Consider the following 18,806-nt stretch of genomic DNA (forward strand, 5'->3'; position numbering starts at 1 on the left):
CGCCGGAACCGCCGCGCTCACGAGAACAGGCACAGGCACAGGGGGATACGCATGTCAGGGGGCCGACTCGCCGGACGCGCGGCCGAACGCGCGATGCTCGCCGATCTGCTCGACGGCATCCGGTCCGGCGCCGGGCGGGTCCTGGCGCTGCGTGGCGAGCCCGGCGTCGGCAAGTCCGCGCTGCTGCGGCACGCCGCGGAGCACGCCGCCCCCGCCAAGGTCCTGCGTGCCACCGGCGCCGAACCCGAGACGGGCCTCGCCTTCGCCGCCCTGCACCAGTTGCTGCGGCCGGTCGCCGGGCTCATCGACGCGTTGCCCGGTCCGCAGCGGGACGCCGTGCGCGGGGCGTTGGGGCTGGCCGCGCCGCCCGCCGCGCAGGACCGGTTCCTGGTGGCCGCGGGGGTGCTGTCGCTGCTGGCCGAGGCCGCGCGGCCGCATGGGCTGCTGTGTGTCGTCGATGATTTCCACTGGGTCGACCGGGCGTCCGCCGACGCCCTGCTGTTCGCCGCGCGCCGCCTGGACACCGACGGCGTGGGGTTGCTGATCGCCACGCGCGACACCCCTGATACCCGGTACACGCTGCGCGACCTGCCAGAGCGGCGGCTGACCGGGCTGGACGCCGCCGAAGCGGCCGGGGCCCTCGCCGCCTGGGCGGCCGTGGAGCCCTCGCCGCGGGTCGCGAAGCTGATCGCCGAGGCCACCGGAGGCAACCCGCTCGCCCTGCGGGAAACCGCCGAACTGCTGACGGCCGACCACCTGACGGGTCATGAGCCGCTGCCGGACCCGCTGCCGCTGGGCGAGGGAGTCACCACCGTCTACGGTGGCCAGCTCGCCGCACTGCCCGCCGGGACCCGCCGGGCGCTGCTGGTCACCGCGCTCGACGGGCGGGGCGACCCCCGCGTGGTGCTGGCCGCCGCCGCCCGGCTCGGGGCCCCGGAGCGAGCCCTGGAGCCGGCCGAGGCCGCCGGCCTGGTGGTGGCCGGGCCCGCCGCGATCACCTTCCGGCACCCGCTGATCCGCTCGGCGGTGCACGCCGCCGCGAGCCCGGCGGACCGGCGCGCCGCCCATGAGGCGCTGGCCGCGGTCCTCGGGGCGGCGGGCGACGCGGACCGCCGGGCAGGGCACCTGGCCGCCGTGGCCATCGGCCCCGACGAGGAGATCGCCGCGGACCTGGCCGCCGCTGCCGACCGGGCTCGCGCCCGGGGCGGCTACGCGGACGCCGCCGATGCCCTGACCCGCGCCGCGCGGCTGACGCCCGACCCCGCCGCCCGGGCCCGCCGACTGACCGACGCGGCCGTGGCGGCCTGGCTCGGCGGGCGACCGGGCCAGGCGCACAGCGCGCTCGCGGCGGCCGGTGAGACCGCGGAGGACCCCGGCCTGCTGGCCGAACTCGCTCAGCTTCGCGGCCGCTTCGCGCTCAACTCCGGGGACGCGGCCGAGGCGCTGCGCATCTTCCTCGCCGCGGCGGACCAGGCACCCGACCGGCTCGAACTGCTCGCGGACGCCGCCGAGGCCGCGGCCAACGTGGGCGACAATGACGCCACCGTGCGCATCGGCCGGCGTGCCGAGGCCCTCTCCGAGCCCCCACCGCCCGGTTCCGCGGACGCGTTCACGCGGGATGTCCTGGCCGGGGCGGGTGCCCTGCAGGGCGGAGACCCCGAACGCGGGGTGCCGCTGCTCAGACGGGCCCTGGCGGCCGTCCCGGACGACACGGGCGAGGCAGCCACCCTGCTGTGGGCGGCGGCCGCCGCCAGCCTGCTCGGTGAAGGGGACGCCGCGGCCGCGTACGGGGCTCGGGCCGGTGAGGTCGCCCGGGTGTCCGGGATGGCGGGCACGTTGCCCGTCGTCCTGGAGAACGCCGCCACCGCGGAGCGGATGAACAGCCGGTTCGCGCTGAGCGTCGCCCTGTCCACGGAAGGGCTGGCGCTCGCCAGGGAGGCGGGCATCAGCAACTCCGCGGCCGCGCACCTGGCCAACCTCGCGGTCTGCGCCGCAGTGCGCGGCGAGGAGGACGTCTGCCACTCGCATGCCCGACAGGCCCTGGCCATTGCCATTCCGCACCGGCTCGGGCTGCGCGTCGGCGTGGCCTCCTACGCCCTCGGCGTCCTCGACCTCGGCCTCGGCCGGTTCGCCCAGGCTCATGAGCGGCTGACCGCGCTGGCCGACGCGGGCCCGGGCGCCGGGGCCCCCGTCGTCGTATGGGGATCGGTCGCCGACCGGGTCGAGGCCGCCGTGGCCGCCGGGGACGAGGCCGCCGCCCGCACCGCGGTGGCCTTCCTGGAGCGGTGGTCGGCGCACGCGGCCTCGGGGCGCTCCCGGGCGCTGCTGGCCCGCTGCCGCGCGCTGGTCGCCGAGGACGAGGCGGCCGTGTCGCTGCTGTACGAGGCGCTCGGGCACCTCGCCGCCGACAGCGGCGCCGCGTACGACCAGGCCCGTACCGCGCTGCTGCTGGGCGAACGGCTACGCCGCGCCCGCCGGGCCGGGGAGGCCAGAGGGCATCTGCGCCAGGCCATGGAGGTCTTCCAGCGGCTGGCGGCCGAACCGTGGGAGCGGCGCGCTCGGGGCGAGCTGCGGGCCGCGGGAGAGAGCGCCGACCGCCCGGCGCCGGACGCGCTCGCCGCGCTCACCCCGCAAGAGCTGCGGATCGCACGGCTGGTGGCCCAGGGAGCGTCCAACCGGGAGGTCGCGGTCCGCCTGTTCCTCAGCCCCCGCACCGTGGAGTACCACCTGTACAAGGTCTACCCGAAGCTGGGCATCAGCTCGCGCGCCGAGCTGACCAGGCTGCTTCAGTAGTTGCCACCAGTGGTCCTACGGATGGCACCGGTGGCCCGCCCCGGCACAGTTGTCCCCGTCAACGAGAGAAGAGAGACACAGATGACGGCAGAAGGACGACTGGTCACGATCGGCGACATCGAGCTGTGGACGGAGGAGTTCGGCGACCCCTCCCATCCGCCGGTGCTGCTCATCATGGGCTCGATGACCCAGGGCCTGCTGTGGCCCGACGAGTTCGTGGGCCGCGTCGCGGCCGCCGGCTACCGGGTCATCCGCTACGACCACCGGGACGTCGGCCGGTCCATGGCCCGGGACTTCGAGGCCCACCCCTACACCTGGGCGGCGCTCAAGGACGACGCGCTCGGCCTGCTGGATGCCCTCGGCACCGACCGGGCGCACGTGGTCGGTCACTCCGCGGGCGGCCTGCTCGCCCAGTGGATCGCCGCGGACCACCCCGAGCGGGTGGCCACCCTCACGGTGATCGGCTCCTCGCCGCTCGGTGCCCGCGAGGGACAGGTGCTGACCCGTGCCCTGCTCGGCGAAGCGCAGCCGGCGGGCAGCCTGCCGGAGCCGCGGCCGGAGTTCATCGAGTTCTTCCGGGCCGCCCTGACGGCCGCGCCGCCCAGCACCCGCGCCGAGGCCATCGACTTCCAGATCGCGACGGCCAGGGTGATGAACGGAACGGCGCTGCCGTTCGACGAGGACGCCCAGCGGCGCCTGGAGGAGCTGCTGCTCGACCGCGCCCGTGACCCGCGCACCACGGCCAACCACCGGCTCGCCGGAATGGCCGACCTGGAGTTCGAACCCGTCGGCGCGCTGGTCAAGGTGCAGGCGCCCACCCTGGTCGTCGAGGGCACCCACGAACCGGCCAAGCCCGGACACGGGGCGCTGATCGCGGAGGCGATCGCCGGGGCCCGGCTGCTGATGGTCCAGGACATGGGCCACATGATCGCGCCGGAGGTGGTCGAGCCGATCGCGACGGCGCTCATCGCCCACTTCGCCACCGCCTGAGCGGGCTCCTCGGTACTCCGCGGTGTCCGTCGTCATGGAGAATGAGCGCCATGAGTCTGTTCCGCGACGACGGCATCGTGCTGCGCACCCAGAAGCTGGGCGAGGCGGACCGGATCATCACGCTGCTCACCCGGGGTCACGGCCGGGTACGGGCCGTGGCCCGGGGGGTGCGGCGGACGAAGTCGAAGTTCGGGGCTCGCCTGGAGCCGTTCAGCCATGTCGACGTGCAGTTCTTCTCGCGCGGGGGCGGCGAGCTGGTCGGCCGGGGGCTTCCGCTGTGCACGCAGAGTGAGACCATCGCTCCGTACGGCGGCGCGATCGTCACCGACTACGCCCGCTACACCGCCGGTACGGCGATGCTGGAGACCGCCGAGCGGTTCACCGACCACGAGGGCGAGCCCGCCGTGCAGCAGTATCTGCTGCTGGTCGGCGCGCTGCGCACGCTCGCTTCCGGGGAGCACGCGCCGCATCTCATCCTGGACGCCTTCCTCCTCCGCTCCCTCGCCGTCAACGGCTACGCGCCGAGTTTCGACGACTGCGCGAAGTGCGGCATGCCCGGGCCCAACCGGTTCTTCTCGGTGGGCGCGGGCGGGGTGATCTGCGGGGAGTGCCGGGTGCCCGGAAGCGTCGTACCCTCGGCGGAGTCGCTGGCGCTGCTGGGCGCGCTGCTGACCGGGGACTGGGAGACGGCGGACGCGTGCGAGGCCCGGCACGCCCGGGAGGGCAGCGGGCTGGTGGCGGCGTATCTGCACTGGCACCTGGAGCGGGGACTTCGGTCGCTGCGGTACGTAGAGAAATAGACACGCGGAAGCATTCAGAGGGAGACGGCAGGCACATGGCACGACGCGGGATTCTGGGCCGACAGCGGCGCGAGTACCGGGCCCCGGAGCCGCACCCCTCGGGTGCCCGCCCGCCGAAGATCCCCGGTGAGCTGGTGCCCCAGCACGTGGCCGTGGTCATGGACGGGAACGGCCGGTGGGCCAAGGAGCGCGGGCTGCCGCGTACCGAGGGGCACAAGGTGGGCGAGGGCGTGGTCCTGGACGTGCTCAAGGGCTGTCTGGAGATCGGGGTCAAGAACCTGTCCCTGTACGCCTTCTCCACCGAGAACTGGAAGCGCTCGCCCGACGAGGTCCGCTTCCTGATGAACTTCAACCGGGACGTCATCCGCCGCCGCCGCGACGAGATGGACGAGATGGGCGTCCGCATCCGCTGGGCGGGGCGGATGCCGAAGCTGTGGAAGTCGGTGGCCCAGGAGCTCCAGGTCGCGCAGGAGCAGACCAAGGACAACGACGCCATGACCATGTACTTCTGCATGAACTACGGCGGCCGGGCGGAGATCGCGGATGCGGCTAAGGCGCTGGCGGAGGACGTGCGGGCGGGGCGGCTCGACCCGTCGAAGGTCAACGAGAAGACGTTCGCGAAGTACCTCTACTACCCCGATATGCCGGATGTGGACCTGTTCCTGCGGCCCTCGGGCGAGCAGCGCACCTCCAACTACCTGATCTGGCAGAGCGCCTACGCCGAGATGGTCTACCAGGACGTCCTCTGGCCGGACTTCGACCGCCGCGACCTGTGGCGCGCGTGCCTGGAGTACGCCTCGCGGGACCGCCGCTTCGGCGGGGCGATCCCGAACGAACCGGAGAAGAAGGACGGCTCCCAGGAGGGCCCGCGCTGACGCGGACCCCTGACGGCCGGTGCCGCCGCCCTCACGGACGGTGGCACCGGCCGTCGTCGTCCTGTGCGGACGGGCGTTGACGGGGTACGCGGAAAGCCACAGCGGTAACCCGTCGATCCCGAGGAGGTGCGTGTCGTGCGCGGCTTGAAGCGCTGGCTCGACCGCAGTCTGACCGCTCAGGCGGTCCTGATCGTTCTGCTGGGTGTGGGAATCTCCGCCGTGGTGCGCCGGGACGAGCCTCCGGCCTCCTGGGTGGTCCACGGCGTGCTGTACGCCGCCATCGGCATCGCGATCGTGGCCGCGCAGCGCCGCAGGGCCCGCCGCGCGTCCGGCACCGACGTACGCGGGCTCGCCGAGCTCAACCGCAAGCTCCGGCACCGCGAGGTGCCGAGCGACCCCGAGGAGCGGGAGGCCATGCGGCGGCTCGTCGCGGACCACCTGCGGCGGATGGAGCGGGCGGGCCGGTGGCTGCCGTACTGGCTGGGCTTCATGGGCCTGGTGGCGGTCGGCCTCCTCGTGCTCGGGGTGGTCAACGGCTCCTGGCTCTTCCCGCTGGTCTACGTGGCCTTCACGGCCGGCCTCTGCTCCTGGGTCCTGTGGATGCGGCGCCTCTCGTTCGACCGCTGCCACTTCATGCGCTCCGCCCTGGAGAGGCAGGCCGCACCGGTGTCGTGACCCCGCCGCCGTAACGGCGCGGCGCGGCAGGCGACAGTGGGTTTGCGGTGAGTATGGGACAACGACACGCCGACGCCACGGCGTGTCGTTGTCCCATACTCACCGCAAACCCGGACGGCGGTGGAGAAGTCCAGGCCGGTGACCTCTGCGCCACGGCGTGCTCTCAATCCCCGGGAAGGGTGCATCTGGATACACCCTGTTCGGCAGCCAGGTGCAGTGTTCGCCGGCTCCCCGACCGGCATCGTCGGCAGCGACGAACATCCGGTACGACCCGATCGGGGGCTGGCGGCATGCGGCACAAGTGGAAGGCGAAAGCGGGGCTGTTCCTCGCGGTCACGTTCGTGGCGGCGGGGGCGTTGGGCGCGGCGCAGCCCGCGACGGGGATACCGGACGAGGTCATCCAGCTGACCCAGTTCGGGCCCGCGCTGGGGGTGGCGGCGGTGGCTCTGCTGTGGCCCGGCGGGGTACGGGCCCTGCTCGCCGGGGCTTTGCCGGGCCGCCGGCCGGGCCGGGCGGCGGGCTCCCCGCCGTACGGCTCCGGCCCCGTGCCCGCCCCGTACGGCTCCGGCCCCGTGCCCGCCCCGTACGGCTCCGGCCCCGTGCCCGCCCCGTACGGCTCCGGCCCCGTGCCCGCGCCGTATGACCCGGCCCACGCGCCGTACGGCGCGGGCCGCGCGCTGCCGCTGCTCGCCACCGCGCTGCTGATCACCGCGCTGAGCGCGGGCGCGTACGCCCTGGCGACCGGCGACGCCCACGCCACCGACCCGCGCGCCCTCGACCACCCCTTCGCGCTGATCGTGGTGGCGCAGCTGGTCGGCGCGTGTGGTGAGGAGATCGGCTGGCGCTGCTTCTTCCAGCCCCTCCTGCGGACCCGTTTCGGCCCGCTCGCCGCCTCGGCCGCCGTGGGCGTGGTGTGGGGGGTGTGGCATGTGCAGGTGTTCGCCCAGGCCCCGGCGTACGCGGCCGGGTTCCTGCTGGCCACGGTGGCCATGTCGGTGGTCCTGGGGCTCGGCCTGGAGCGCGTACGGGCCAACCGGCTGCTGCTGGCGGGCGGCTTCCACACCCTGATCAACCTGGGCATGCTCCTGTTCATGGACGAGGAGTCCGGCGCGGTGCTGCCCATGGTGCTCTTCGGGGCGGCCTGCCTGGTGGCGGCGGTGCCGTGGGTGCGCCGGGCACCGGCGGCTACGATCCCCGCCGTGGCGCCCTCGGGGCGCTGATCCGGCGGGAGCGAGGAGCGGGCGGGCGGGGCATGGGGGGCACACGGGACGTACGCGGCGGGCTTGCCCTCAGCCGGTGCCAGCTGCTCGGGCTGGCGGGCTTCGCGGTGGCCGGCGTCGGGGCGCTGGTGATCGGCGCGCTGCTGCTGTGCCCGATCGGGGTCGGGTTCCGGCTGCTGCCGCCCGCCGCGGCCGCCCTGCGCCGGCTCTCCGACCGCTACCGCTCCTGGGCCGCCCGCTGGACGGGTACGGCGATCAGCCCGCCGGAGCCGCTCGCCGACGACCGGGTCGAGCAGGCCGACCGGGTCGAGCAGGTCGAGCGGTTCGAGCGGCCCCGTCGGCGGGCGGCCGCGGTCCTCGGCGACGAGGGGTTCTGGCGCGATCTGCGATGGGCGTGGCTGGAGCCGTGGCTCGGCGGGCTGCTGGTCGCGCTGCCGCTCGCCCTCGTCGAGTACGGCGCGTTCGGCACGCTGGTGCAGCCGTTCGTCTGGCGCCACCTCGGCGACGGCAACTGGTACGCCTTCATCCCCGTACGCTCCACCCCGACCATGCTCGCCGCGCTGGCCCTCGGCCTGGTGTTCATCGCGGCGGGCCTGCGCCTCGCCCCGCGCGTGCTCGCGCTGCACGGCCGCTGGAGCCGCCGGCTGCTGTCCGCGCCGCGCAGCACCGAACTGGCCCGGCGCGTCGAGCGGCTCACCGACATCCGTGACGAGGCGCTGGACGCGCAGGCGGCCGAGCTGCGCCGCATCGAGCGGGACCTGCACGACGGCGCCCAGGCCAGGCTGGTCGCCCTCGGCATGACGCTGGACGAGGCGACCCGGCTGCTGGGCGCCGACGGCACCCGCGCTATTGGTGAGGACGACATCAGCGCCGCCCGCGCGCTGCTCCTGGAGGTGCGCGAGACGTCCGCGCGGGCGCTCCAGGACCTGCGCGACCTGGTCCACGGCATCCAGCCCCCGGTGCTCGCCGACCGGGGGCTCGGCGACGCCGTACGGTCCCTGGCGCTGGACAGCTTCCTCGACGTCCACGTCGAGGCCCGGCTGCCCGGGCGGCTCCCGGCTGCGGTCGAGTCCGCCGCCTACTTCGCGGTCGGCGAGCTGCTCGCCAACGCGGCCAAGCACTCCGGCGCCCGGGAAGTGCGCATCGCGCTGACGCACGAGGACGCGCGGCTGCGGGTCACGGTCACCGACGACGGCCGGGGCGGCGCGGATCCGTCCCGGGGGACCGGACTGCACGGCGTCCGGCGCCGGTTGGGTACCTTCGACGGCACTCTCGCCCTGCACAGCCCGCAGGGCGGCCCGACCACCGTGACCCTGGAGATTCCGTGCGTGTCGTCCTCGCCGAAGACCTCTTCCTGCTCAGGGACGGTCTGATCCGCACCCTGCGGGAACACGGCTGCGAGGTGATCGCCGACGTGGACAACGGTCCGGCGCTGCTGCGCGCGCTGCGCGAGGAGGACCTGGACGTCGCCGTGGTCGACATCCGGCTGCCGCCCACCCACACCGACGAGGGCCTGCGGGCCGCCCTGGAGGCCCGCCGCAGCCGCCCCGCCCTGCCGGTGCTCGTCCTGTCCCAGTACGTCGACCAGCTCTACGCCCATGAGCTGCTGGCCGGAGGCGAGGGCGGCATTGGCTATCTGCTCAAGGACCGGGTCACCCACACCGGGCAGTTCATCGACGCGGTGCGCACCGTCGCGGCGGGCGGCACGGTCATGGATCCGCAGGTCATCGCCAAGTTGCTGGCCCGCAGCGACGCCAGGGGACGCACCGGGAGCCTGACCCCGCGCGAACACGACGTGCTGAAACTGATGGCCGAGGGCCGGTCGAACGCCGCCATCGCGCACACCCTGCACATCAGCGAGAGCGCGGTCGCCAAGCACACCGCGAGCATCTTCGACAAGCTGCGGATCGAGCCGTCCGCCGACGACAACCGCCGCGTCCTGGCCGTGCTGGCCTACCTCAAGCGGTGACAAGCGGTAACGAGCGGTAACAAGCCTGCCCGGGACCTACGCCTCGCGCGCCGCCGCCGCGCAGTCGCCGCAGGTGCCGAAGATCTCGATCGTGTGGGCGACGTCCACGAAGCCGTGCTCCGCGGCGATCGCGTCGGCCCACTTCTCCACGGCCGGGCCCTCCACCTCGACCGCCTTGCCGCAGGAGCGGCAGACCAGGTGGTGGTGGTGCTCACCGCTGCTGCAGCGGCGGTAGACGGCCTCGCCGTCGGTGGTGCGCAGGACATCGACCTCGCCCGCGTCGGCGAGGGACTGGAGCGTGCGGTAGACCGTGGTCAGGCCGACGGAGTCGCCGCGGTGCTTGAGCATGTCGTGGAGCTCCTGCGCACTGCGGAACTCGTCCACCTCGTCCAGCGCCGCCGCTACCGCCGCGCGCTGCCTGGTGGCCCGGCCGCGTACTGGGGGACCCGCGGTCACCACAGTTGCCTCCTCAACATCGCCTGCTCGTCGCCTGCCCGTACGTCGCGCGTTCGCCTGGCCATTGTGCCAGGGAAAGCCGACCGGGCGGGCTAGACCAGGACATCGTCCGGCCCACCCGCCCCCGTGGCACCCGGGGCCGGTGCCGCCGCGCGGGCGCCGGGGAGCGGAAGGGCGCAGGGCTCCTCGGCCTCGGCGGCGGCCCTGCGGGCGCGCCTTCGCGCGAGTGGCGCCGCGAGGGCGGTGGTCGCGGCGAAGACGGCGATGGCCAGGACGACGATGCTGGCCCCGGGCGGGACGTCCTCGTAGAAGGAGAAGACCGTGCCGGAGAGCGTCACCACGACGCCGATGGCGACGGCCAGGGCCAGGGTCATCGCGAAGCCGCGCGTGGCCTGCTGGGCGGCCGCGACCGGGACCACCATCAGGGCGCTGACCAGCAGCAGGCCGACGACGCGCATGGCGACGGTGACGGTGACGGCGGCGGTGACGGCCAGCAGCAGGTTGAGGGTGCGCACCGGCAGGCCGGTCACCCGCGCGAACTCCTCGTCCTGGCAGACCGCGAACAGCTGGCGGCGCAGCCCGAGGGTGATCAGCACCACGAAGGCGGCCAGGCAGGTGATCGCGGTGACGTCCTCGCGCGAGACGGTGGTGATCGAGCCGAAGAGGTACGTGGTGAGGTTGGCGTTGGAGCCGGTCGGCGAGAGGTTGATCAGCAGCACGCCGCCGGCCATGCCGCCGTAGAAGAGCATCGCGAGGGCCAGGTCGCCGCGCGTCTTGCCGTACGAGCGGATCAGCTCCATGAGGATCGCGCCGAGGGCGGAGACCGCGACGGCCGTCCACACCGGGTTCGCGCCGGTCAGGAAGCCGAGCGCGACACCGGTCAGCGCGACGTGGCCGATGCCGTCGCCCATGATCGCCTGGCGGCGCTGGACGAGGTAGATGCCGACGGCGGGGGCGGTGATGCCGACCAGGGCGGCGGCGATCAGGGCCCGCTGCATGAACGCGTAGTCGAGGATCTCCAGCATGTCAGGTCAGCAGTCCCGTCCGGATCGGTTCGGCGTCGTGTGCCGCGTGCGGGTGTACGTGGTCGTGGCCGGGCAGGGCGTGCTGGCCGACGGCCTTGGGCGGCGGGCCGTCGTGGACCACGCAGCCGTCGCGCAGCACCACCGCGCGGTCGATCAGCGGCTCCAGCGGGCCCAGCTCGTGGAGGACCAGCAGCACGGTGGCGCCCCGGGCGACCTGCTCGCGCAGCGTGTCGGCGAGGATCTCCTGGCTGGCCAGGTCCACCCCGGCCATCGGCTCGTCCATGATCAGCAGCTCGGGCTCGCCGGCCAGCGCCCGGGCGATCAGCACCCGCTGGTGCTGGCCGCCGGACAGGGCGCCCACCGGGTCCTTGGCGCGGTCGGCCATCCCGACCAGCTCCAGCGCCCGCCGCACCGCCGCCCGGTCCGCCGCGCGCGGCGGAGCCAGCCGCCTGCGGGCCAGCCGCCCGGCGGAGACCACCTCGCGGACGGTCGCGGGGACGCCGCTGGCGGCGGTGGTGCGCTGCGGTACGTAGCCGACGCGGGCCCAGTCGCGGAAGCGGCGGCTGGGGGTGTCGAACAGCCGCAGCTCGCCGCCGGACAGCGGCACCTGGCCGACGACGGAGCGCACCGCCGTGGACTTGCCCGAGCCGTTGGCGCCCAGCAGCGCGACGACCTCGCCGCGCCGTACGGTCAGGTCCACGCCGCGCAGCACGGGGCGGCCGCCGAGCGAGGCGGTGGCCCCGCGCAGGGAGATCACCGGCGGGGCCTCGGCGGAAGTCCGGGCAGGGGCCTCGGCGGAGGTTTCCCCGGGGGTGTCGTCGGCGTGGGCTTCGGTGCTCGGGGCGGCGCCGGCGGATATGTCGGGTTCCGGCCTCATGCGGCTTCCTCCGTAGCTGATCGAGCTGCTGGCCCGGTCGCGGTCGCGGTCACGGCCGAGGCCGCGGGCAGGCGTCATCTGGTACCCAGGGCCTTTTCGAGCGCCGCGAGGTTCGCCCGCATGACCTCGAGGTAGTCGTCGCCCTTGGACTTCTCGCCGATGCCCTCGATCGGGTCGAGCACATCCGTGCGCAGGTGCAGATCGCCCGCCAGCGTCTTGGCGGTCTTGTCGCTCACCAGTGTCTCGAAGAAGACGGTGCTCACCTTCTCCTTCTTCGCGACCGAGTGCAGCTCCCTGATCCTGGCCGGGCTCGGCTCGGACTCCGGGTCGAGCCCGGAGATGGCCTCCTGGTGCAGGCCGTAGCGCTCGGCGAGGTAGCCGAAGGCGGCGTGGGTGGTGACGAAGGTGTCCGAGGTGCGGTTCTTCAGGCCCGTCTTGAACTCGTCGTCCAGCGCGCGGAGCTGCTTGACGAGCGCGGCGGTGTTCTTCTTGTAGGCGGCGGCGTGGTCGGGGTCGGCCTCCCGCAGCGCCTTGCCGACACCCTCGGCGACCTGGGCGTAACGGACCGGATCCAGCCAGATGTGCGGGTCGGCGCCGGCGTCCTCGCCGGAGTGGGCGTGCTCGTCGTGCCCGTGCTCGTCGCCCTCCACGTCGGTGCCGTGGTCCTCCAGGGTGGTGAACGAGGCGGCGTCGGCCACGTGCTTCGGCTCCGCCTGGGTGACGGCCTGGTCGACGGCCGGCTGGAGCCCCTTGAGATAGACGACCAGGCCGGCCTCGCTGAGCCGCGCGGTCTGCCGGGCGCTGATGTCCAGGTCGTGCGGTTCCGTGCCGGGCTTGGTCAAACTGGACACATGGACGTGTCCGCCGCCGATCCGCTCGGCGAGGAACTGCATGGGGTAGAACGACGCCACCACATCGAGTTTGCCGTCCGTACGGCCGTCCGTCTCGTTGGCGGAGCAGGCTGTGAGCGTCGCGGCGAGGCCGAGGACGGCAGCGCCGGCGACAGCGGCCGGAAGGGTGGAGCGGCGTATGTTCATGACTCTCATTTTCAACAAAGTTGGAAACGATTGTCAACAACGATCTGATTCCTGATCGCTTCGCTTACCGATTTGATCCGAGGGGTGCCGCCGCCGGTAACCTGAAGCATTCGCTTTGTCGTCCATCCATCCGTCGTCATCAGCCGTCATCAATGAAGAGAGCACCGTGGCCGCCGACAAGATCGACACAATCGTCAGCCTGAGCAAGCGCCGTGGCTTCGTCTACCCGTCCAGCGAGATCTACGGCGGGCAGCGGGCCGCCTGGGACTATGGACCGCTCGGCGTTGAGCTGAAGGAGAACATCAAGCGCCAGTGGTGGCGCTCGATGGTCACCTCGCGCGACGACGTGGTCGGTCTCGACTCGTCGGTGATCCTCGCCCGCGAGGTCTGGGAGGCGTCCGGCCACGTCGCCACCTTCACCGACCCGCTGACCGAGTGCACCTCCTGCCACAAGCGGTTCCGCGCGGACCACCTGGAGGAGGCGTACGAGGCCAAGCACGGCCGGCTGCCCGAGAACGGCCTGGCGGACCTCAACTGCCCGCACTGCGGCACCAAGGGCAGCTTCACCGAGCCCAAGCAGTTCTCCGGCCTGCTCTCCACCCACCTCGGGCCGACCCAGGACTCCGGCTCGGTCGCCTACCTGCGCCCCGAGACCGCCCAGGGCATCTTCACCAACTTCCTGGCCGTCCAGCAGACCTCGCGCCGCAAGCCGCCCTTCGGCATCGCCCAGATCGGCAAGTCCTTCCGCAACGAGATCACGCCGGGCAACTTCATCTTCCGCACCCGTGAGTTCGAGCAGATGGAGATGGAGTTCTTCGTCAAGCCGGGCGAGGACGAGACCTGGCACGAGTACTGGATGGAGCAGCGCTGGAACTGGTACCGCGACCTCGGCCTCCAGGAGGCCAACATCCGCTGGTACGAGCACCCCAAGGAAAAGCTCTCCCACTACTCCAAGCGCACCGCCGACATCGAGTACCGCTTCAACTTCGGCGGCTCGGAGTGGGGCGAGCTGGAGGGCCTGGCCAACCGCACCGACTACGACCTGAAGGCCCACTCCCAGGCCTCCGGCCAGGACCTGTCGTACTTCGACCAGGAGGCCGGCGAGCGCTGGACGCCGTATGTCATCGAGCCGGCGGCCGGCGTGGGCCGCGCGATGCTGGCCTTCCTCCTCGACGCGTACGTCGAGGACGAGGCGCCCAACGCCAAGGGCAAGATGGAGAAGCGCACCGTGCTGCGGCTCGACTCGCGCCTCGCGCCGGTCAAGGTCGCCGTGCTGCCGCTGTCCCGCAACCCGCAGCTCTCCCCGAAGGCCAAGGGGCTCGCGGCGGACCTGCGCAAGCACTGGAACATCGAGTTCGACGACGCGGGTGCGATCGGCCGCCGCTACCGCCGCCAGGACGAGATCGGCACGCCCTTCTGCGTCACCGTCGACTTCGACACCCTCGACGACAACGCGGTGACCGTGCGCGAGCGCGACACGATGAAGCAGGAGCGGGTCTCCCTCGACCAGATCCAGTCCTACCTGGGCGGCCGACTGATCGGCTGCTGATCAGGGCGGGTCGTCAGGCGATCACGCCGGGACGGGCCCTGGCGCCGCGGGTAGACTGCCGCGGCGCCAGGGCCCGTCACCTTCTGTGGCTCTTTTCTTTCTGTGGCTCTTTTCCGCGGCTCTTCGCCGTGGCTCTGCGGGAACGGGGGTTCTGGAGACATGCGAGGTGTGACGCATCACATCACCGCCACCTGGGAGGACGGCACCGTCTTCGAGGTGAGCTACGGATACGGCGCGCGGCAGCGGCGGATGCTCGAGTGTCTGCACTGCGACTGGGAGGAGCAGATCACCTACGGCGGCGCCCGGCACAAGGGCCTCGATCACCTCGCCCAGGCCCACGGCGCGGTCGGCAGCCCGACCATGACGGCCGACGCGCGGGCGCGGCGGCAGGTGATGTGGACGATGACGGTCTGCTTCCTGATCGCGGCGGTCGTCCTGTGGTGGGCCACGTCCCGGACCTGAGGCCACCGTCACCCGAGGCCACCGTCACCCGAGGCCACCGTCACCCGAGGTCACCGTCGCCCGAGGTCGCCGTCGCCCGAGATCCGCGCCGGGGGCCTTCCTCAGGGCCAGCGCCGCGCACACCGCCGCCAGCGGCAGCTCCGCGCACACCGCCATGGCCAGGGCCGCGCACAGCTCGGCTCCCGGGGCCGCCGTCACGGTGTCGAACCACGCGTCCACCACCAGCAGCGCGCAGGTCGCCGCCGCGGTGAGCCGGTGGCGGCCGTCGCCCCGGCGCCGCAGCAGGCCGGTGGTCAGCAGCCCGAGCGCCTCCAGGGCGTCCAGGCCCGCCCATGCCGCGTTCCAGTGGCCCACCCGCGCCGTGGGCGGCAGCGTCGTCGCCAGGACGACGAGCCAGGGGAGCAGCGCCGCGCCGCTGCCCAGCAGCACCCACTCCACCCGGAAACGGCGGCCGAGCCGGCCCCGGCGGCGGGGCGTGACGCGATCCGCGCGGGCGGTGCGGGCCGTGGGCGCGGGGGCCGTCGAGGCGGAGGCGTACAGGGCGGTCATCGAGCTGTTCTCCTTCCGGCCCGGCGCGGTTCGGCTGCTCCCCGGGCACGTCCACCAGCCTCCTCGGCGCGACCGCCCCTGTCGGTAACACGGGTTGCCGAACGGGGGTGGCACCAGGTGCACCCCCGATCCGGGCACGGGCGTGAACGACGCGTCCCGAGCGGCGGTTTAAGGTCGCCGCATGAGACTCCCCACCGCGCCGCGAGCAGCGCTCGAGCGGCTGCGGCGCGACGCGGTATTCGGGCTCGCGGGCATAGCCGTGCAGTTCCTCGCCCTGCTGGTGATGAGCGTGCCCTGGCTGATCTACGACCAGGCCGCGTCCCTGCCGGCCGTCCTGCTCAACGTCGCCCTGCCGGTCGGTGCCCTGGCCGCCCTCAGCCCGGCGTTCACCCGGACGCAGCGGCGCCGCTTCGCGGCCCTGCGCGGTGTCGACATCCCCGGCCCGGCGCGCTGGGGGTGGCAGGTGCGCTACAACCTGCTCGCCGCGCCGGCCATCGCCTGCGGCGGGCTGCTGGCCTGGATCCTCGCCGTGGTGGGGCTGGAGGGCGCGACCGTGTTCCTCTGGAGACCGCTGGTCGGGCGGCCGAAGTTCGTGCCGGCCGCCATGGTGGAGGCGTATCTCACCGCGCTCGGCCTGGCCCTGCTGGCCCTCGCGTACTGGCTCATCGGCGCCCTCTCCCGGCTCGACGTCCGCCTCGCCACCGCGATGCTGGGCCCCGACCCGGCCAAGGAGCTGGAGCGCCGGGTCGAGGACCTGACCGAGCGCCGCGCGGGCACGGTCGACGCGGCCGACGCCGAACGCCGCCGCATCGAACGCGACCTGCACGACGGCGCCCAGCAGCGCCTCGTCTCCATGGCGGTCAACCTGGGCCTCGCCAAGGCCACGCTCGGCGACCTGCCCGAAGAGGCCCGCAAGGTCATCGACGAGGCGCACCGGGAGGCCAAGGAAGCCATCGAGGAGCTGAACAACCTGGTGCGCGGGCTGCACCCGGCCGTCCTCGACGACCGCGGGCTCGACGCCGCCCTGTCCGGCCTCGCCGCCCGCGCCACGCTCCCGGTGCGGCTGCGCGTCGACCTCCCCGAGCGCCCCGCGCCCACCGTCGAGGCCGTCGCCTACTTCGTGGTCTCCGAGTCGCTGGCCAACGTCACCAAGCACGCGCGGGCCACGGAGGCCGAGGTCACGGTCGTACGGACGGGCGACATACTGCGGGTGGTCATCGCCGACGACGGGGTCGGCGGTGCCGATCCCGGCCGGGGCAGCGGCCTTACGGGGCTCGTGGGGCGCGTGGGCTCCGTGGACGGGACGTTCGACCTCAGCAGCCCCCGCGGGGGCCCGACCGTCATCACCGTGGAGTTGCCGTGCGTGCTGTGATCGCCGAGGACTCGGTCCTGCTGCGGATCGGCCTGGTGAAGGTCCTGCAGACCGCGGGGTTCGAGGTCGCGGCGGAGACGGACGACGCGGACGGGCTGCTCGCGGCCGTCGAGGAGCACCGCCCGGACATCGCCGTCGTCGACGTCCGGATGCCGCCCGGCTTCACCGACGAGGGCGTGCACGCCGCGCTGCTGATCCGGCGCCAGTGGCCGGACACGGCGGTGCTGCTGCTGTCCCAGTACGTGGAGGAGCGGTACGCCGCCGACCTGCTGACCGCGCACACCAGCGGAATCGGCTATCTGCTCAAGCAACGGGTCGCGGACGTCGAGGACTTCATCGCCGCCCTGCGCCGCGTCGCCTCCGGCGGCACCGCCCTCGACCCCCAGGTCGTCGCCCAACTCCTGGTCCGCCGCCACCGCGACCCGCTCGACCGGCTCACCCCGCGCGAGCGCGAGGTCCTGGAGGCGATGGCCCAGGGACGGTCCAACGCGGGGATCGCGGAGGGGCTGGCGATCAGCGAGTCGGCGGTGGCCAAGCACATCAACAGCATCTTCGTGAAGCTCGACCTGCCGGTGGCGGACGGCGACCACCGGCGGGTGCTGGCGGTGCTGCGCTTCCTCGGCGTGGGGTGAGGAGCCGGACACCGGAGCGAGGAGCCGGGGCGAGGGCCGGGCCGCCCGCTCACCCCAGCGCCCGCGGCAGCCGCAGGCTCAGCAGCCCGGTCACCACGATCCCCGCGAGTTGCAGGGCCAGCGTCCTGACCAGCGCGTCACCCATGCCCACCGACGGGGCCAGCGAGACGAAGAGCGTGCCGAGCGTGGCCACGCCCAGGGCCAGCGCCGACTGCTGGGTGGTGACCATCACGCCGCTGCCGACCCCGGCCCGCTCGGCGGGAATCTCGGCGAGGATGCCGCGGATCAGCACCGGAAGCTGCAGCCCCTGGCCGAAGCCGGCCACCGCGATGCCGGGGAGCAGGTCGGTCAGCGACAGGTCGGTCCAGCCCCGGTGGACGGCCAGCATCAGCAGCACGACGCCCACGGCCTGGATCACCGCCCCCGCCGTCACCACCCGGTTGCCGTAGCGGGTCACCAGGCGCGGCCCCATCAGCGAGGCCGCGAAGAAGCTCACGGCCATCGGCGTGAGCGCCAGGCCGGCCTCGACGGGCCCGTAGCGCAGGCCCTGCTGCAGGGCGACCGCGATGACGAACATGAAGCCGCCGAAGCCCGCGCCGAACGGCAGGATCATCAGCAGGCCCCGGCGCAGCCCGCGCAGCGCGAACAGACTCGGCGGCAGCAGCGGGACGCGGCCGAGGGACTCCAGGCGCCGCTCGACGGCGTAGAAGGCGGCGGCCGCGACGGGGAAGGTGCCCAGCAGCAGCCAGGTCCACAGCGGCCAGCCCGCCGCGCGGCCCTCGGTCAGCGGCAGGAGCAGCGCCACCAGGGCGAGGGCCAGCAGCCCGGTGCCCGGCACATCGACCGGCGCGGGCCGCTCGGAGCGGGTCTCCGGCACCGTACGGGCCGCGAGGGCCAGCCCGGCCAGCGCGACCGGCACATTGACCAGGAAGACCGCGCGCCACCCGGTGCCCGCGAGGTCGGCGGCCACCAGCACACCGCCGAGGATCTGCCCGGCCACCATGGCCAGGCCGGCCGTGGCGCCGTACAGGCTCACCGCGCGGGCGCGGCGCGGCCCGGAGGTGGTGGAGTGGATCGTCGCGAGCACCTGGGGGAGCAGCAGCGCCGCCGAGGCGCCCTGCGCCACCCGGCCCGCCACCAGGCTCCACGCGTCCGGCGCCAGACCGCAGACGAGGGAGGTCAGCCCGAAGGCGGCCATTCCGGCGAGGAAGAGCCTGCGCCGGCCGAAGGTGTCGCCCAGCCGGCCGCCGAGGACCAGCAGCACGGCGTACGCGACGCCGTACCCGGCGACCACCAGCTCCAGCAGCGCGGGGCCCGCGTTCAGATCGCGGTCCATGGCGGGCAGGGCGACGTTGACGATGAAGAAGTCGATGAGGGGGAGGGACCCGCCGAGCAGGACGGTGAACAGCCCGAGGGCGGTCAGCGCGCCGCCGGCGCCACTCGGGGTTCTGGTTTCCGCGGGGGCGGGGTTCTGGGTACGGAGGGTTGTCTGGCTCACGGATACGACGATCCCGCCCCGCTCAGA

The 18,806-nt window shown here is 73.6% G+C and carries 18 protein-coding genes; 12 read left to right on the forward strand and 6 right to left on the reverse strand.

What is annotated here, in order from left to right; all coding sequences use genetic code 11:
* Positions 1-51: 51 nt before the first annotated feature.
* From ABFY07_RS21110 to ABFY07_RS21145, 8 genes are all read left to right on the forward strand, one after another.
* Positions 52-2,793, forward strand: a complete 2,742-nt coding sequence (locus ABFY07_RS21110) for an ATP-binding protein (RefSeq protein WP_346175992.1) — start codon at positions 52-54, stop codon at positions 2,791-2,793.
* An 81-nt stretch (positions 2,794-2,874) separates the two neighbouring features.
* Positions 2,875-3,783, forward strand: a complete 909-nt coding sequence (locus ABFY07_RS21115) for an alpha/beta fold hydrolase (RefSeq protein WP_346175993.1) — start codon at positions 2,875-2,877, stop codon at positions 3,781-3,783.
* A 50-nt stretch (positions 3,784-3,833) separates the two neighbouring features.
* A complete protein-coding gene (gene recO, locus ABFY07_RS21120; RefSeq protein ID WP_346175994.1) occupies positions 3,834-4,583 on the forward strand; it encodes a DNA repair protein RecO in 750 nt (249 codons plus the stop codon).
* 35 nt (positions 4,584-4,618) lie between these two features.
* A complete protein-coding gene (locus ABFY07_RS21125) occupies positions 4,619-5,458 on the forward strand; it encodes an isoprenyl transferase (RefSeq protein WP_346175995.1) in 840 nt (279 codons plus the stop codon).
* A gap of 135 nt (positions 5,459-5,593) precedes the next feature.
* Positions 5,594-6,133 carry a hypothetical protein gene (locus ABFY07_RS21130; protein WP_346175996.1) on the forward strand — a complete coding sequence of 180 codons (540 nt, stop codon included), beginning with the start codon at positions 5,594-5,596 and terminating at the stop codon, positions 6,131-6,133.
* A gap of 290 nt (positions 6,134-6,423) precedes the next feature.
* Positions 6,424-7,353: a CPBP family glutamic-type intramembrane protease gene (locus tag ABFY07_RS21135; protein WP_346175997.1), complete on the forward strand. Its 930-nt coding sequence runs from the start codon at positions 6,424-6,426 to the stop codon at positions 7,351-7,353.
* 32 nt (positions 7,354-7,385) lie between these two features.
* A complete protein-coding gene (locus ABFY07_RS21140) occupies positions 7,386-8,726 on the forward strand; it encodes a sensor histidine kinase (protein ID WP_346175998.1) in 1,341 nt (446 codons plus the stop codon).
* Positions 8,678-9,322, forward strand: a complete 645-nt coding sequence (locus ABFY07_RS21145) for a response regulator transcription factor (protein ID WP_065959133.1) — start codon at positions 8,678-8,680, stop codon at positions 9,320-9,322. Before ABFY07_RS21140 ends, ABFY07_RS21145 begins: the two co-directional genes overlap by 49 nt.
* Positions 9,323-9,358: 36 nt before the next feature.
* Here the strand turns inward: ABFY07_RS21145 and ABFY07_RS21150 are convergent, their stop codons facing one another.
* From ABFY07_RS21150 to ABFY07_RS21165, 4 genes are all read right to left on the reverse strand, one after another.
* Positions 9,359-9,781 carry a Fur family transcriptional regulator gene (locus ABFY07_RS21150; RefSeq protein WP_065959131.1) on the reverse strand — a complete coding sequence of 141 codons (423 nt, stop codon included), beginning with the start codon at positions 9,779-9,781 and terminating at the stop codon, positions 9,359-9,361.
* 89 nt (positions 9,782-9,870) lie between these two features.
* Positions 9,871-10,803 carry a metal ABC transporter permease gene (locus ABFY07_RS21155; RefSeq protein WP_346175999.1) on the reverse strand — a complete coding sequence of 311 codons (933 nt, stop codon included), beginning with the start codon at positions 10,801-10,803 and terminating at the stop codon, positions 9,871-9,873.
* A 1-nt stretch (position 10,804) separates the two neighbouring features.
* Positions 10,805-11,680 (reverse strand): metal ABC transporter ATP-binding protein, encoded by an 876-nt coding sequence (locus tag ABFY07_RS21160; RefSeq protein WP_346176000.1) that lies wholly within the window; start codon positions 11,678-11,680, stop codon positions 10,805-10,807.
* 74 nt (positions 11,681-11,754) lie between these two features.
* Entirely contained in the window at positions 11,755-12,717 is a 963-nt protein-coding gene (locus tag ABFY07_RS21165) for a metal ABC transporter substrate-binding protein (RefSeq protein WP_346176001.1), read from the reverse strand.
* A gap of 166 nt (positions 12,718-12,883) precedes the next feature.
* On the opposite strand from ABFY07_RS21165, the gene ABFY07_RS21170 reads away from it, so the two are divergent.
* The gene (locus ABFY07_RS21170) at positions 12,884-14,266 is read left to right on the forward strand and encodes a glycine--tRNA ligase (RefSeq protein WP_346176002.1); all 1,383 of its coding nucleotides are present in this window, start codon (positions 12,884-12,886) and stop codon (positions 14,264-14,266) included.
* Positions 14,267-14,425: 159 nt separating this feature from the next.
* Positions 14,426-14,728 carry a hypothetical protein gene (locus ABFY07_RS21175; RefSeq protein WP_346176003.1) on the forward strand — a complete coding sequence of 101 codons (303 nt, stop codon included), beginning with the start codon at positions 14,426-14,428 and terminating at the stop codon, positions 14,726-14,728.
* A 24-nt stretch (positions 14,729-14,752) separates the two neighbouring features.
* Here the strand turns inward: ABFY07_RS21175 and ABFY07_RS21180 are convergent, their stop codons facing one another.
* Positions 14,753-15,277, reverse strand: coding sequence for a hypothetical protein (locus ABFY07_RS21180; protein WP_346176004.1), 525 nt, complete (start codon positions 15,275-15,277; stop codon positions 14,753-14,755).
* A gap of 181 nt (positions 15,278-15,458) precedes the next feature.
* On the opposite strand from ABFY07_RS21180, the gene ABFY07_RS21185 reads away from it, so the two are divergent.
* Both ABFY07_RS21185 and ABFY07_RS21190 read left to right on the forward strand, forming a co-directional pair.
* Positions 15,459-16,649 (forward strand): sensor histidine kinase, encoded by a 1,191-nt coding sequence (locus tag ABFY07_RS21185; RefSeq protein WP_346176005.1) that lies wholly within the window; start codon positions 15,459-15,461, stop codon positions 16,647-16,649.
* On the forward strand, positions 16,637-17,281 hold the full coding sequence (locus ABFY07_RS21190; protein ID WP_346176006.1) for a response regulator transcription factor: 645 nt from the start codon (positions 16,637-16,639) through the stop codon (positions 17,279-17,281). Before ABFY07_RS21185 ends, ABFY07_RS21190 begins: the two co-directional genes overlap by 13 nt.
* A 49-nt stretch (positions 17,282-17,330) precedes the next feature.
* On the opposite strand, the gene ABFY07_RS21195 is transcribed toward ABFY07_RS21190, so the two are convergent.
* Entirely contained in the window at positions 17,331-18,779 is a 1,449-nt protein-coding gene (locus tag ABFY07_RS21195; protein WP_428836975.1) for an MFS transporter, read from the reverse strand.
* Positions 18,780-18,806 lie beyond the last annotated feature (27 nt).

The sequence above is a fragment of the Streptomyces sparsogenes subsp. cuspidosporus genome (assembly GCF_039532705.1).
Taxonomy (GTDB): Bacteria; Actinomycetota; Actinomycetes; order Streptomycetales; family Streptomycetaceae; genus Streptomyces; species Streptomyces sparsogenes.

Bases quoted from the DNA above. Each gene is read 5' to 3' on its own strand.
- ABFY07_RS21110 (WP_346175992.1), top strand. From the start codon at position 52: ATGTCAGGGGGCCGACTCGCCGGACGCGCGGCCGAACGCGCGATGCTC.
- ABFY07_RS21115 (WP_346175993.1), top strand. From the start codon at position 2,875: ATGACGGCAGAAGGACGACTGGTCACGATCGGCGACATCGAGCTGTGG.
- recO (WP_346175994.1), top strand. From the start codon at position 3,834: ATGAGTCTGTTCCGCGACGACGGCATCGTGCTGCGCACCCAGAAGCTG.
- ABFY07_RS21125 (WP_346175995.1), top strand. From the start codon at position 4,619: ATGGCACGACGCGGGATTCTGGGCCGACAGCGGCGCGAGTACCGGGCC.
- ABFY07_RS21135 (WP_346175997.1), top strand. From the start codon at position 6,424: ATGCGGCACAAGTGGAAGGCGAAAGCGGGGCTGTTCCTCGCGGTCACG.
- ABFY07_RS21140 (WP_346175998.1), top strand. From the start codon at position 7,386: ATGGGGGGCACACGGGACGTACGCGGCGGGCTTGCCCTCAGCCGGTGC.
- ABFY07_RS21155 (WP_346175999.1), bottom strand. From the start codon at position 10,803: ATGCTGGAGATCCTCGACTACGCGTTCATGCAGCGGGCCCTGATCGCC.
- ABFY07_RS21160 (WP_346176000.1), bottom strand. From the start codon at position 11,680: ATGAGGCCGGAACCCGACATATCCGCCGGCGCCGCCCCGAGCACCGAA.
- ABFY07_RS21165 (WP_346176001.1), bottom strand. From the start codon at position 12,717: ATGAACATACGCCGCTCCACCCTTCCGGCCGCTGTCGCCGGCGCTGCC.
- ABFY07_RS21175 (WP_346176003.1), top strand. From the start codon at position 14,426: ATGCGAGGTGTGACGCATCACATCACCGCCACCTGGGAGGACGGCACC.
- ABFY07_RS21180 (WP_346176004.1), bottom strand. From the start codon at position 15,277: ATGACCGCCCTGTACGCCTCCGCCTCGACGGCCCCCGCGCCCACGGCC.
- ABFY07_RS21185 (WP_346176005.1), top strand. From the start codon at position 15,459: ATGAGACTCCCCACCGCGCCGCGAGCAGCGCTCGAGCGGCTGCGGCGC.